Genomic DNA, 13,041 nt, shown 5'->3' with positions numbered 1-13,041 from the left:
CGATAACATCGGGACCCATGACGACCACCGAGCCCGATATCCACACCACCGCGGGCAAGCTCGCCGATCTGCGTCGGCGCAGCGAGGAAGCATTGCACCCGGTCGGCGAGGCCGCCGTCGACAAGATCCACGCCAAGGGCAAGTTGACCGCCCGCGAGCGCATCTTCGCGCTGCTGGACGAGGGCTCTTTCGTGGAACTGGACGCGTTGGCCAAGCACCGCAGCTCAAACTTCGGCCTGGGCGAGAAGCGCCCCCTCGGCGACGGCGTGGTGACCGGTTTCGGCACCATCGACGGGCGCGACGTGTGCATCTTCAGCCAGGACGTCTCCGTGTTCGGCGGCAGCCTCGGTGAGGTGTACGGCGAGAAGATCGTCAAGGTGCAGCAGCTGGCGCTCAAGACCGGTCGTCCGCTCATCGGCATCAACGAGGGCGCCGGCGCCCGCATCCAGGAGGGTGTCGTCTCCCTGGGTCTGTACAGCCAGATCTTCCACAACAACATCATCGCCTCGGGCGTCATCCCGCAGATCTCGCTCATCATGGGTCCCGCGGCCGGTGGCCACGTGTACTCGCCCGCGCTGACCGACTTCATCGTCATGGTCGACCAGACCAGCCAGATGTTCATCACCGGTCCCGACGTCATCAAGACCGTCACCGGCGAGGACGTCACCATGGAGGAACTGGGTGGAGCGCACACCCATGAGGCGAAGTCCGGGACCGCGCACTATGTCGCCTCCGGCGAGCAGGACGCCTTCGACTACGTCCGCGACATCCTGAGCTACCTGCCGTCCAACAATGCCTCCGAGCCCCCGCGCCACCCGGGCCCCGAGCCCACCGACGGTGCCATTGAAGACCACCTCACCGACGAGGACGTCGAGCTGGACACGCTGATCCCGGACTCCCCGAACCAGCCGTACGACATGCACGAGGTCATCACCCGCATCCTCGATGACGACGAGTTCCTCGAGGTGCAGGCCGGCTACGCGCAGAACATCATCGTCGGCTTCGGCCGTGTCGACGGCCGCAGCGTCGGCATCGTCGCCAATCAACCCACCCAGTTCGCGGGCTGCCTGGACATCAACGCCTCCGAGAAGGCCGCGCGGTTCATCCGTACCTGCGACTGCTTCGGCATCCCGATCATCACCCTCGTGGATGTGCCCGGCTTCCTGCCCGGTACCGAGCAGGAGTACAACGGCATCATCCGGCGTGGCGCCAAGCTGCTGTACGCCTACGGCGAGGCCACCGTTCCGAAGATCACCGTCATCACCCGCAAGGCCTACGGCGGCGCGTACTGCGTGATGGGGTCCAAAGACATGGGTGCCGATGTCAACGTCGCCTGGCCCACCGCGCAGATCGCCGTGATGGGAGCGTCGGGTGCCGTGGGATTCGTATACCGCTCACAGCTGACCGAGGCTTCCAAGAACGGTGACGACGTGGACGCCCTGCGTCTTCAGCTGCAGGCCGAGTACGAGGACACCCTGGTGAACCCGTACATCGCCGCCGAGCGCGGATACGTCGATGCGGTCATCCCGCCGTCGCACACCCGCGGCTACATCGCCACGTCGTTGCGCCTGCTCGATCGCAAGATCGTGCGGCTCCCACCGAAGAAGCACGGAAACATTCCGCTGTGACGAATGAAGAAGGTGCGTCCGTGACTGACGAGAGCAGCGAAACCGTTACCGCTGAGGCGAACCCCGCCGAGGAAGGCCGAGTCAAGGCTGCCGATATCCAGGTGCTCAACGGCAACCCGACCGATGCGGAGATCGCGGCCCTGGTCGCAGCGCTCAGCGCGCTCGCGTCCAAGGCCGAGGCCGCCGACCTCAGGCCCCGGAACCTGTGGGCCGAGCCGATCGACATGCTGCGCTACAGCCCGCACAGCTGGCAGCGGGTCACGATGTACGAGCGCGCGAAGCTGGCGCGCCCGCAAGGCAAGTTCTAGATAGTCGTCACCGGTCCCCCATGACCGCATTTGTCCTGGCCTCCGCGTCCCCCGCGCGCGAGCGGGTCTTGGAGCAGGCCGGCCTCAATCCAGTCGTCATCGTGTCGCACGTCGACGAGCATCTCGTCATGGCGACACAGCCCTCGGGTACCGCTCCCGCACGTGCCGTGGAGGTATTGGCCTGCGCCAAGGCATTTGATGTCGCGACGACCCTGGCCGGTGAGGTGGCCGCCGATGCGGTGGTGCTGGGCTGCGATTCGATGCTCCTGCTCAACGGCTCCTTGCAGGGCAAGCCGGGCACCGTTGAGGAGGCACGCCGCCGCTGGGGACTGATGGCCGGTCGCAGCGCCGAGCTGCTCACCGGGCACTGCCTGGTGCGGGTCATCGACGGTAAACCCACCGCGCGTGTGAGCGAAACACGCTCGACCACAGTGCGTTTCGGCACACCATCGGCGGAAGACCTGGAAGCGTACCTGGCTACCGGCGAACCCCTACAGGTGGCGGGGGCATTCACCCTCGACGGCCTGGGGAGCTGGTTCGTCGAAGGTATCGACGGCGATCCGTCGAATGTCATCGGAGTCAGCGTGCCGCTGGTCGGCCGATTGCTGGACAAGCTCGGCGTACGCGCTTCGTCACTGTGGGTTCGCCATGAAAAACATGTGCCGCCCAAGCCGTTCCACCCGGACACACCCCCCGCGCCCGCGCTGCCACCGCGTATGGTGGCGCTGTTCGACTCGCTGGTGATGGTCGGGCCTACCCAGCAGCAGGAATTCAAGGACGCCCAGGGCAATCCGATTCCGCATATGCCGTCGGTCAACACCAGCTTCCAAACCGCCTGCAGCAACGATTCCTTTGACCTCGGCGTGCACACCAACCGTGGCGCCTGTCTGTGGACCGGCGACTACCTGAACACCGGCGACGGCATACAGCTGATTCCCGTAGACCCCGCCAGCCCTTCGGTTGCGCTGGGTGGGCGTTCCAAACCCCTTGTGCTGCCGGCAGATGCACAAGACGGTGCCCGGCTACTGCCGACCGGATCCGCGGAGTTGGCGCACCGTTCGCTGCTGTTCGCCTCATGCATTCCGTCGCCCGGCTGCAGCACCTTCGTATCGGCCGACACCATCGTGTACGACGTGAGCGAGCCGGGTAAGGCGTCCTACCGGCCGATGGGCGTCATGGCCGGCATCTCCCAACCGAGCGGGGTTTCGGTGCCCGACCGCCGGATGCTGGTGGCCGGAAACGTCGGAACCGGCCCCTGGGCACCGCGTTTCGCGTGGCTCACCCCACCGATCGACGATCCGGCCTTCCTGGACTCATCGGCGTGGCAGAAGATCGGCGAGATCAAGGACGGCGGCGATCGCGAGAATCAGTTGTTCGCCCTGCCCGCAGGCGGTTTCGGACTGCTCGATTCGAATGGTTCGGGCGATGCGCACATCGGGCTCAAGCTGTTCCGGACTCCGCAGGAGTTGGTCAGCGAGCCCATGACGGTGCTCATTCGCAACGACCCGTCCGATCCCCGGCCGGATGATCCGTTCATATCCCGCGATCCGCACAAGCTACTGCAGCCGTACGGCCCTCAAGTCGTCAATATCACGATGAACCCCAATGGCACCCAAACGCTGTATTTCCTGGTGAGCCAATGGGTTACCGACCCAACCCGCGCGTACCGGACGATTCTGTACTCCATTGTGTTGGCACCCCAGTACCTGAGCATCTAGCCCTCGCCGAACACTTCCGGGTGCGCGGCGACGTCTCGCCAGTCCTGCGGTGTGCCCACCAACGCGAGCGCGCTGCGCAGCATCGCGGTGCGCACCGCCGGACGACCACTCCTGGGAGTGGAGAGATACCGATAGCAGCCCGCCTGCATGCCGGCCAACAACACGCCCAGCGTCTCCGCCGTGGGAGCCGGCCTGCCGCTGGCGACCAGGGCCTGCTGCATGACCTCGATGAGGCGCCTTTCGTACGCGGCTCGCAGTCGCCGGGCCGGTGAAGCCGGGTCGTTTTGTTCGATGTGGAAGACAAGCCATGCGTCACGGCCGCGTTCGGCAGTCTCCAGGTAGGCATCCAGTCCCGCGCTGACCTGCGCGACCAGATCGCCGCCGACATTCGCCACCGGCTCCCACTGCGTCAGCATCTGCTGCTGGCTCTCCGTGACCAGCGCCGTAATCGCCTCCGCCACACCGTCGAAGAACGCATAGAAGGTGGGTTTCGACAGCTCGGCGCGCTCGGCGATGCGCGCTACCGTGGCGCCCCGGTAGCCATGTTCGGCGTAGACCGCCCCGGCCGCCGCCAGGATGCGGGCCCGCGTTGTGGCACGCTGCTCGTCGGTCTGGGGCGGGCGCCCCCGGGACCGCCGGGCATTGACAGACATCACGCCGGAGCATACCTTTCATTTAATTTGACGTCAGTGTTAAATAATTATTCCATGGAGGCCAGGCGGGCATGACCGACATCCGAATACCCACCCCCAATGGGGAGATCGACGCGATTCTGGAAACACCCGAGGGTGATGGCCCCTGGCCGTCGATCGTGGTGCTTCACGACATCAACGGATCGACCCCCGACCTGCGCCGCATTACCAAGAACGTGGCGTCCAACGGCTACGTCGCCCTGGCCCCCGATCTGTATTCACGGGGCCGGATCCGTTGCATCGCCAGGGTGTTGACCAATCTCGCGACTCGTCGCGGGCGGGCTGTCGAGGAGGTAATGGCCGCGCGTGACTACGTCCAAGCATTGCCGTACACCACACCGTCAGTCGGGGTGGCCGGCTTCTGCATGGGGGGCGGATTCGTGATGATCACCGCGACCAAGGGGTTCGATGCCGCCGCGCCCTTCTACGGTGCGATGCCCGGCCCCTACGGGGATCATTTCGAGGGATCGTGTCCCGTCGTCGCAAGCCTGGCAACACGGGACCCATTCGTGCCCCGCGGTGAGCCCCGGCTGCGAAAAGCATTGGACGCCCATGACATCGAGCACGACATCAAAACCTACGACGCGGGGCACAGCTTCGCCAACCAACTACCGATGCAGCCGCTGATGCGAATCGCCGGATTCGGATACTCCCCCGAAGCGGAGGCGCACGCATGGCAACGGGTCTACACCTTTTTCGCTGAACATCTTCGCGACGACAACCGGCTACAGGAGGCCACATGACGACCACGACGACACTGGATCGGCTCCGCGCGATCGTCCGGCCCGACGCACTCAGTGGCAGCGCGCATTCCACGGCCGGGTACCTGGATCTGCTGCCGCCGCCCTCGGACCAGCCCCAGCGCGGTGCACAGCGCGCCATGAACAATCCCGCGGTGGTCGCGGTCTACGAGGGGCCATGGCGCTGGGGCCAGACCGTCGCCTACACCGGCATCACCCCTGCTGCCGAACGACGCCGCGCGGCGGCAGCCTTGCAGCTGAGGGGCACCCAGCGACTGCTGGATGTCGCCTGCGGGCCCGGAAATTTTACGAAATACCTTGGGCGACAACTGGACCAGGAAGGACTGGCGGTCGGGCTCGACTTCTCCGAACCCATGCTGCGACGCGCGGTCCGGACCAATGTGGCCGACAGTGTCGGCTACATACGTGCGGACGCGCGCACCCTGCCCTTCGATGACGGGAGCTTCGATGCGGTGTGCTGTTTTGCCGCACTCTATTTGGTGCCCGAGCCTTTCAAGGTTCTCGACGAGATGATGCGGGTTCTGACTCCGGGCGGCCGTATCGCGGTGATGACAAGCTGCACCCGTGGCCCTGCGCCGCTGCGGTCGGTGTCCGTCACACTGGCCGCGCTGGGCGGCCTGCACAGCTTCGACCGGTCCGACATCACATCGGTGCTGCGCGCAGCGGATTTCCGGGATATCGATCAGGAAGTCCGCGGCCTATCGCAGTTCGTCAGCGCCATAAAGGGCTAGACGAAGGCGCTCAGCAGCAGCACCATCGCGAAGCCGACGACCGAGATCAGCGTTTCCATCACCGACCACGACTTGAGCGTCTGGCCCACGGTCATCCCGAAATACTCCTTCACGAGCCAGAATCCGGCGTCGTTCACGTGAGAGAAGAAGAGTGACCCGGCGCCCACGGCGAGGACCAGCAGCGCCACATGGGCGGTGGACATGTCGGCCGCCAGTGGCGAGACGATGCCGGCGGCGGTGATGGTGGCAACCGTCGCCGACCCGGTGGCCAACCGAATGAGCACGGCGATGAGCCAGCCGAGCACCAGCGCGGGGATCTGCCATTTCTCCGACCAACTGCTGACGGCGTCCCCCACCCCCACGTCGATGAGGGTCTGCTTGAATCCACCTCCAGCGCCGACGATGAAGACAATGCCCGCGATGGGTCCCAGTGATTTCTCGATGACCCCCGATACGCCCGTACGGTCGAGCCCCGAAGCCCTACCCAGCGTCACCATCGCCACCAGGGTCGCCGCCAGCAGCGCCACCAGAGGTGTGCCGGCCGTGTCCAAAATCCTCTGCACCAATGATTTCGGGTTATCGATGACGACATCGGAGAGCGCCTTCGCCAGCATCAACGACACCGGAAGCAAGATGGTCGCCAGCACGGCGGCAACGCTGGGAGCGGGTCCCGCGCGCTCGGCCTCCGGTGCCGTCGTGGTGGGAATGGCCAACGGCCCCACCCAGCGCTCCGCCACCCGCGCGTAAAGCGGCCCCGCCACGATCAAGGTCGGCACAGCCGCCACAAGGCCAAACGCCAGGGTGACCCCCAGATCCGCCTTCAACGCATCCACCGCCACCAACGGACCCGGGTGCGGCGGAACCAATCCGTGCAACACCGACAGACCCGCGAGCGCGGGGATTCCCACCCGCAGCAGCGGCACATTTCCCCGGCGCGCCACCAAGAGCACGATCGGAATCAGAAGCACCACACCCACTTCGAAGAACAGTGGTAACCCCAACACCGCGGCTATCAGGGCCACCGCCCACGGCAGCATGCGCGGGCTGGACCGTGCGAGCACGGCATCGGCCACGATGTTCGCCCCGCCGGAATCGGCCAGTAGACGGCCGAGCATGGCCCCCAACCCGATAAGCAGCCCAACGCCCGCAATGGTCGAGCCGAAGCCCGTCACAAAGGAGCCCAGCAGTTTGTCGAACGGGACGCTCGCGACGGCGGCGAGTGTCCCCGACCCCAACAGCAGAGCCAGGAACGGATGCAGCTTGAGCCGGGTGATCAGCAGGATGATCACGCCGATGCTCAGCACGACGGCGGTAAGCAGCCGGACATCACTGGTGGTGTGCGGGATCTTTGCCGGTTCAGCCAGTAGCAGCAGGCCGGCGGTCATGCGCCGAGCTGCTTCAACGCCTCCGCCACCAGTTCATCCGGTCCGGTACCGACATCCAGCACGGCACCCTTCTCGTCCGGCTGTAGTGGTTCAAGGATCTCGAACTGCGAATCCAACAAGGACGTGGGCATGAAATGTCCTGCACGATGCGACATCCGGTCACCGACCAGGGTCCGGTCCCCGGTCAGGTGCAAGAAGAACGCATCCGGCCATCCGGTACGGAGAATGTCCCGGTAACGGCGCTTGAGCGCCGAGCAGGTGACCACCGCGCTGGTCCCCTCGTGTCCGCGCTCCGACATCCATTCGGCGATCCGCTGCAGCCAGGGCCCGCGATCGGCGTCGTCCAGCGCGATGCCCGCCGCCATCTTGGCGATATTCGCCTCGGGGTGAAAGTCGTCGCCCTCGGCATAGGGGGCATCCAACCGCTGCGCCAGCAGCCGCGCGACCGTGGTCTTGCCCACCCCTGCCACGCCCATGACCACCACGATGGGCGGCGACGCCCGTACCGCTGAGCGGGTCACTAAACCCCCTTGGGTGCCTTCTGACTCATGAAGCCGAACATGTACCCAGCTACCCTACGCATCTGAATCTCCTCGGCGCCCTCGGTGATCCGGTAACGCCGATGGTGTCGGTAGATGTGTTCGAACGGCAGGTGCCGCGAGTAGCCCATCCCGCCGTGCACCTGCATGGCGCGGTCCGCGGCCTCGCAGCACAGCCGGTTGGCGACGTAGTTGCACATGGACACCTGTTCGGAGACGGAGAACGGACCATAGGTGTCCATGGACCAGGCGGTCTTGTGGATCAGCGCCCGCAGCATCTCGCACTGGGTCTGCAGCTCAACCAGAGGGAACTGGATGGCCTGGTTGGATGCCAGAGGTTTCCCAAACGGCTTGCGCTCCTTGGCGTACTCGATGGACCGGTCGATGCAGAACTGTGCCGCGCCAAGACTGGAGGCGGCCTGCCTGATCCGGTTCTCGTTGAAGAAGTGCTGTACCACGCCGAGCCCGCGCCCCTCTCCGCCGAAGATCGCCGAATCGGGCACCCGCACGTCGGTCAGCGATATGTGGGCGTGGTCGGTCGGCATGTTGAAGGTCCAGAGGTATTCCTCGACCTTGAATCCAGGGGCATCTGCGGGTACCAGGAAGGCGGTGATGCCCCGCCCGTCGCCGGGTTCACCGGAGGTGCGGGCGAATATCAGGTCGGCATCGGCGATGTGCACACCGGTATTCCAGGTCTTCTCGCCGTTGATGATCCAGTCCGATCCATCCCTGACCGCACGGGTTTCCATGTGTGTGGCATCGGAGCCGTGTTCGGGCTCGGTGATGCCGAATGCGAAGACCTTGGTGCCGCTGGCGAGTCCCTCCACCCAGTCGGCCTTCTGCTCTGCGGAGCCGTACTCCAACATGAGCAGCAGCCCCACGTTGTTGCCGACGATGGCGTGTTCGTTCTGCAGATCGCAGTGCAGTCCGAGACCACGCCGCGCCAGGTGCTCACGAATGACGGCCATATCCAGGTTGGATCCGCCCCGTCCGCCGAATTCCGCGGGAAACGGGTACCGAAAGTGCCCTGCGGCATCGGCACGCCTGCGAGCCTCTCCCAGCAGTGCCTCCCACTCACCGTTGGGCAGACCGCCACGGTCCCAATCGGTTCGGGCGTCTTCGCGCCGGTGATCGAAGAATCGGATGTTGTCATCGGCCTGTTCGAGGGGGACGATCTCACGGTCGATGAACGCGTCGAGCTCGGCCAGGTAATCAACAAGCTCGGGCGGCAGTTCAAAATTCATCTGGTTCCTTCCGGCACCTATGACTTCGTCTATGGTTTGGTCAACATCAACAGGTCCCATTCGATCTCGGGTATCCGTCGGCCACTGGCAGCCATCACGATGTCTCGGACACTCCCGTCCAGGTACGACTTCGCCTGTGCGGCAAGGCCAACACCCCACCACAGGGTGCCCAGGACCTTCCACCACTGGAATCGCTCGAAGTCGAAGGTCCCACCGGATTCTTCGTAGGCCGGCACGAACACGTCGCGACCCGCGAAGCCGCCGAACTCACGGTCGTCGAGACCAAATCGCCACATGCGCAGCGCCGTCCAACCCACATCGCGCATGGGGTCGCCAAAGCGGGTGGTGCCTTCCCAATCCAGTACGGCACGTAGCCCGTCCTCGCCGACGATGACATTGCCGTTGCGAATGTCGGTATGCACCAGGCACCGTCGAGTAGGCGGTCCGGGCATGCGTTCGGTGAGCCAGGACAGCGTGCGCTGGAACACCGGCCGATCCGCGAGCAGTCCCGCAACTCCCTCGCGCATCTGCTCCAACATCACGACCGCGGGCTCGGACTCCGGATCGCCGGGCAGGTCGGGCGGCGCCATCGCCGGGTCGATCCCGTGCAGCCGTCCCATTGCCGCACCGAGCTGGCGGGCGACCAGATCACCGCTGCCCTGGGCTTGCACCAGCCGAATAACCTTGCGCGGCACTGTCTCTCCCGCAATGCGCTCAGAGATCATGAAGGGCGAACCCACATACGAGGACTCCGAACAGACACCGCGCACCCGCGGCACCGGAACACCATTGCTCCGCGCCAGCTCACGCACTCCGGCCTCGCTGCTCACCGGTACCTGCTGTACGACGGCGGGCACAATCGTCGCCACCAATTCTAGAGTCTCGCCCTCGAACGTCGCATCCAGCAGCACATTTCGCCGTCGTGCCCCGGCCGAGACCCCGACGACACCCGAGACCGTGAATTCCTTGCCGAACTCGTCCCGCAGGTAGCGGGTAAGCCCCTCGGAGAGATCGCTCACTCGCCCGCCCAGCTGTCGTAGCCGGGTTTGACCACGGCCAGTTCGGTGCGTACGGCCTCGACCAAATTCTCCCAGGAAGGATCCTCGGCGGGCGACACCGTCGGCAGGGTCAGTTCTCGCTGCAGAATCCTGGCGATGTTGGCGCCCACGCGGGCGCGATGCACCGAGGACGAGGGCAGCTCCGATTGGAGGTCGTCGAGCAGTTCGGCGAGAGCACCCGCCAGTTCCGCTGCGGTCGGAATGAAGGGCACCATCTGTTTGTACCTTCTATGGTGGGTCCCACGGGGGAATAGCGAAGAAACGCCGGCGGTTGCTCGAAGTCATGGCAAGACCTTTATCGATACTGGATCTGGCGCGGGTGGCGCCGCACGAAACGGTGGCAGAGAGCTTCGCTGCCAGCGTGGAGATTGCCCGGCACGCCGAAGCGCTGGGGTTTCATCGGGTCTGGTACGCCGAACATCACAACATGCGCTCCATCGCGTCGTCGGCGACGAGCGTCCTGATCGGCCACGTGGCCACACAGACCTCGACTATCCGGCTGGGCGCGGGCGGCATCATGCTGCCCAACCACTCCCCCCTGCAGATCGCCGAGCAGTTCGGCACGCTCGAAACACTGCATCCCGGGCGTATTGATCTGGGGCTAGGCCGCGCGCCGGGGACGGATCAGGTGACGCTGCGCGCGCTGCGGCATGGTCCCGGCGACGCCGAGCATTTTCCGCAGGACGTCATCGAGTTGCAGGCATACCTGGGCGAGCAGAGCCGCGTTCCCGGTGTGACCGCGACACCCGGGCGCGGGACGCACGTACCGCTCTACATCCTCGGGTCATCGCTGTTCGGCGCGAAGCTGGCCGCGGTACTGGGCCTGCCCTATGGTTTCGCCTCGCACTTCGCACCCCCTGCCCTGCAGGACGCTGTCGCGCTGTACCGACGGGAATTCCAACCCTCCGAGCAGCTCGATGCCCCCTATGTCATCGCTGGCGTCAACGTGATCGCCGCAGACGACGAGGCCACCGCACAGGATCAGCATCGCGCGGCGTTGATCGAACGCGCCAAGCTTTTCCTGCATCGCGGCGGCGGCCCCCTCCTTACCGACGACGAGGCCCTCGCTGCCCTGAATTCTCCTGCTGGACAGCAGATTCAGGCGATGACGAAGTATTTCGCGGTCGGGACACCGGATCAGGTGGGCGCCTACTTAGACGATTTTGCGCAGTTGGCCGACGCCGACGAGCTCATCGTGGTGCCCAACGCACCCGATCGAAAACTGCAGCTACGGTCGCTGGAGATTGTCGCCGAGGTCGGTGACCTCGGCTAATCAGCAAGCGGAACGCGTCAGCTAGCGGTAATTTTGGTGACGTCGGTATACGTCGCCAACAGGGGGTAATTATGTCCGATCCTGTAGACAGCAAGAATGCCAAACCGCGCCCGGCGAAGAAGGCCGCCCCGGCACGCAAGGCTGCAGCAGCCAAAGCAGCTCCGCCCCGCAAACGCGCCGCCGCCACCAAGAAGCCCGTGAAGCGACAGCCTCCCCCGTTTGCGCTCACCAAAAGCCCTGCACCGCCATTGCCACCACGCGCGAATGTCCAGGGATTCTCCATCGACAGGGCGGCGCCTCCGCAGCCCGATCCCGGAACCGCCATCAATCTGGGCCCCATCGCGGGAACAGATTCACCCACCGCGGCACTCGGCGCCGGCGCCACCGACCTCTGCGAGATAGCCCCCAGCGGTCAGGTTGCGCTCGCCGGCGACACCTTTGCCGGTAACGGCGCCTTTCAGGGAGCCTGGAGCCCCTCGTTGGGCCTACATGTCCGGCCCGGCACGCTCAGCGATCTCATTCAGTTCGACCGTTCGTTCGGCGGGAACGGCACCCTGTACGCGGATGCCAGGCCACCACAGGCCAACAGCCAGCTGCCCGCAGGCACCATCTCGGTGTACGGCATCGACTACGCCCTCATCGCCAATGTCAACAACCTGGAACCCATCGATACGCGGCTGGTTCGCATCGACCCGGACAACCCCCACTGGCCCACGGTGCCCGGTTCATTACGCGGAGCTGACTGGCAGGACGGGAACCAGACACAGATCAGCGGATACCAGGCCGCCGATGGTTGGGTCTATATCGTCGCCGACGGATTCGACAGGCAGCGTCCCGTCTGGCTTTACCGAGTGCCCGCCGAAAAGTTCACCGACCGAAACTGGTGGCATGCATGGGGAATCGGCGACGACGGGGATTGGAAATGGGATGTGGCACCCACCCCGCTGTCCGATGACCGCTACGGCGAGATCAGCCTGCGAGAGATCGACGGTAAGTCCGTGCTGTCCGGGTTCAATGCGGACACGGGAAACATAGAGGTCCGTGTCGCCGATGACCCGACCCAGGTACTGAATCCGGATAACAGTGCACTGACCATCGTCGCCACCCAGGCCGACGTCCCGCAGAACTATGGCGGTTACATCGTGCCCGGCTCGACGCTGGACCGGACGATCATCCTGGTCAGTCAGTGGAACACCGACCTCAACAACCCGTACAACGTGCAGCAGTTTGTGGTGAACCTCAATCGCTGATCTGCTCCAATTCACTTGTGCCGCAGTAGTTTCATCTGTCACAAACTCGACGGTTTTGTCGGCGGGTGTCTCTATAATTCGAACATGAGTTCGATCGGGGTGTTGGAGGCGGCGGTTGATGCCTTCTGCGCTGATTCGGTCGATGCGCTCACCGCCGCTGAGGCGTTGACGGTGTTGGCGCGCCTGGAGGTTGTGCAGCGCCGATTGTCCGCCCGCGGTGTGGGTTTGGTTCCGAAGGTGACGGGTGAGGCGTCCCCGGTAGAGCTTGGGGGCACGTCGCATGCGGATGTGTTGTCGCGGCGGCTGCATATCGGTAAGGGTGCGGCGCGGCGCCGGATCGCCGATGCGCAGCAGCTCGCCCCGCGGCGGGCGATCACCGGTGAGGTGTTGGCGCCTGTCCTACCGCGCACCGCCGAGGCGTTGGGGCGCGGCGATATCGGCGAGGAACACGTCC

The 13,041-nt window shown here is 65.1% G+C and carries 14 protein-coding genes; 8 read left to right on the top strand and 6 right to left on the bottom strand.

Going from position 1 to position 13,041, the window contains the following annotated elements; genetic code table 11:
* Nucleotides 1-17: 17 nt before the first annotated feature.
* Genes B4393_RS23720 through B4393_RS23710 form a run of 3 tightly spaced genes read left to right on the top strand, consistent with a single transcriptional unit; the run spans nt 18 to nt 3,654 of the window.
* Nucleotides 18-1,628, top strand: a complete 1,611-nt coding sequence (locus tag B4393_RS23720) for an acyl-CoA carboxylase subunit beta (RefSeq protein WP_078336222.1) — start codon at nt 18-20, stop codon at nt 1,626-1,628.
* Nucleotides 1,625-1,936: an acyl-CoA carboxylase epsilon subunit gene (locus B4393_RS23715; protein ID WP_078336221.1), complete on the top strand. Its 312-nt coding sequence runs from the start codon at nt 1,625-1,627 to the stop codon at nt 1,934-1,936. Before B4393_RS23720 ends, B4393_RS23715 begins: the two co-directional genes overlap by 4 nt.
* A 20-nt stretch (nt 1,937-1,956) precedes the next feature.
* Entirely contained in the window at nt 1,957-3,654 is a 1,698-nt protein-coding gene (locus tag B4393_RS23710) for a Maf family protein (protein WP_078336220.1), read from the top strand.
* On the opposite strand, the gene B4393_RS23705 is transcribed toward B4393_RS23710, so the two are convergent.
* Nucleotides 3,651-4,307 carry a TetR/AcrR family transcriptional regulator gene (locus B4393_RS23705; RefSeq protein ID WP_078336219.1) on the bottom strand — a complete coding sequence of 219 codons (657 nt, stop codon included), beginning with the start codon at nt 4,305-4,307 and terminating at the stop codon, nt 3,651-3,653. The two genes, B4393_RS23710 and B4393_RS23705, sit on opposite strands and share 4 nt — an antisense overlap.
* A gap of 71 nt (nt 4,308-4,378) precedes the next feature.
* Between B4393_RS23705 and B4393_RS23700 the strand changes: the two genes are divergently transcribed.
* Both B4393_RS23700 and B4393_RS23695 read left to right on the top strand, forming a co-directional pair.
* Nucleotides 4,379-5,089 carry a dienelactone hydrolase family protein gene (locus tag B4393_RS23700; protein WP_070938671.1) on the top strand — a complete coding sequence of 237 codons (711 nt, stop codon included), beginning with the start codon at nt 4,379-4,381 and terminating at the stop codon, nt 5,087-5,089.
* Entirely contained in the window at nt 5,086-5,838 is a 753-nt protein-coding gene (locus B4393_RS23695; RefSeq protein ID WP_078336218.1) for a class I SAM-dependent methyltransferase, read from the top strand. Before B4393_RS23700 ends, B4393_RS23695 begins: the two co-directional genes overlap by 4 nt.
* Here the strand turns inward: B4393_RS23695 and B4393_RS23690 are convergent.
* From B4393_RS23690 to B4393_RS23670, 5 genes are read right to left on the bottom strand one after another with little or no spacing between them, the layout of a single operon-like run.
* Complete coding sequence (locus B4393_RS23690) at nt 5,835-7,223, bottom strand: GntP family permease (RefSeq protein ID WP_078336217.1); 1,389 nt, start codon at nt 7,221-7,223, stop codon at nt 5,835-5,837. The genes B4393_RS23695 and B4393_RS23690 overlap by 4 nt on opposite strands.
* Nucleotides 7,220-7,699 carry a gluconokinase gene (locus tag B4393_RS23685; protein WP_078336273.1) on the bottom strand — a complete coding sequence of 160 codons (480 nt, stop codon included), beginning with the start codon at nt 7,697-7,699 and terminating at the stop codon, nt 7,220-7,222. Before B4393_RS23685 ends, B4393_RS23690 begins: the two co-directional genes overlap by 4 nt.
* Nucleotides 7,700-7,743: 44 nt before the next feature.
* Complete coding sequence (locus B4393_RS23680) at nt 7,744-9,006, bottom strand: acyl-CoA dehydrogenase family protein (RefSeq protein WP_078336216.1); 1,263 nt, start codon at nt 9,004-9,006, stop codon at nt 7,744-7,746.
* Between the two features lie 29 nt (nt 9,007-9,035).
* The gene (locus B4393_RS23675) at nt 9,036-10,025 is read right to left on the bottom strand and encodes a phosphotransferase family protein (protein ID WP_078336215.1); all 990 of its coding nucleotides are present in this window, start codon (nt 10,023-10,025) and stop codon (nt 9,036-9,038) included.
* Entirely contained in the window at nt 10,022-10,276 is a 255-nt protein-coding gene (locus B4393_RS23670) for a hypothetical protein (protein WP_078336272.1), read from the bottom strand. The genes B4393_RS23675 and B4393_RS23670 overlap by 4 nt, the downstream gene beginning before the upstream one ends.
* A gap of 71 nt (nt 10,277-10,347) precedes the next feature.
* Between B4393_RS23670 and B4393_RS23665 the strand changes: the two genes are divergently transcribed.
* The 3 genes from B4393_RS23665 to B4393_RS23655 form a co-directional block, all read left to right on the top strand.
* Nucleotides 10,348-11,337, top strand: coding sequence for an LLM class flavin-dependent oxidoreductase (locus B4393_RS23665; RefSeq protein WP_078336214.1), 990 nt, complete (start codon nt 10,348-10,350; stop codon nt 11,335-11,337).
* A 71-nt stretch (nt 11,338-11,408) separates the two neighbouring features.
* Nucleotides 11,409-12,587, top strand: a complete 1,179-nt coding sequence (locus tag B4393_RS23660; RefSeq protein WP_078336213.1) for a DUF4185 domain-containing protein — start codon at nt 11,409-11,411, stop codon at nt 12,585-12,587.
* Between the two features lie 84 nt (nt 12,588-12,671).
* Nucleotides 12,672-13,041: DUF222 domain-containing protein (locus tag B4393_RS23655; RefSeq protein ID WP_157901327.1), on the top strand; the 370-nt coding region annotated here is incomplete at its 3' end.

It is taken from the genome of Mycobacteroides franklinii, assembly GCF_002013895.1.
Classification (GTDB): Bacteria; Actinomycetota; Actinomycetes; order Mycobacteriales; family Mycobacteriaceae; genus Mycobacterium; species Mycobacterium franklinii.
Note: the sequence above shows the minus strand (reverse complement) of the source record. Positions and strands in the feature narration are given on the sequence as shown.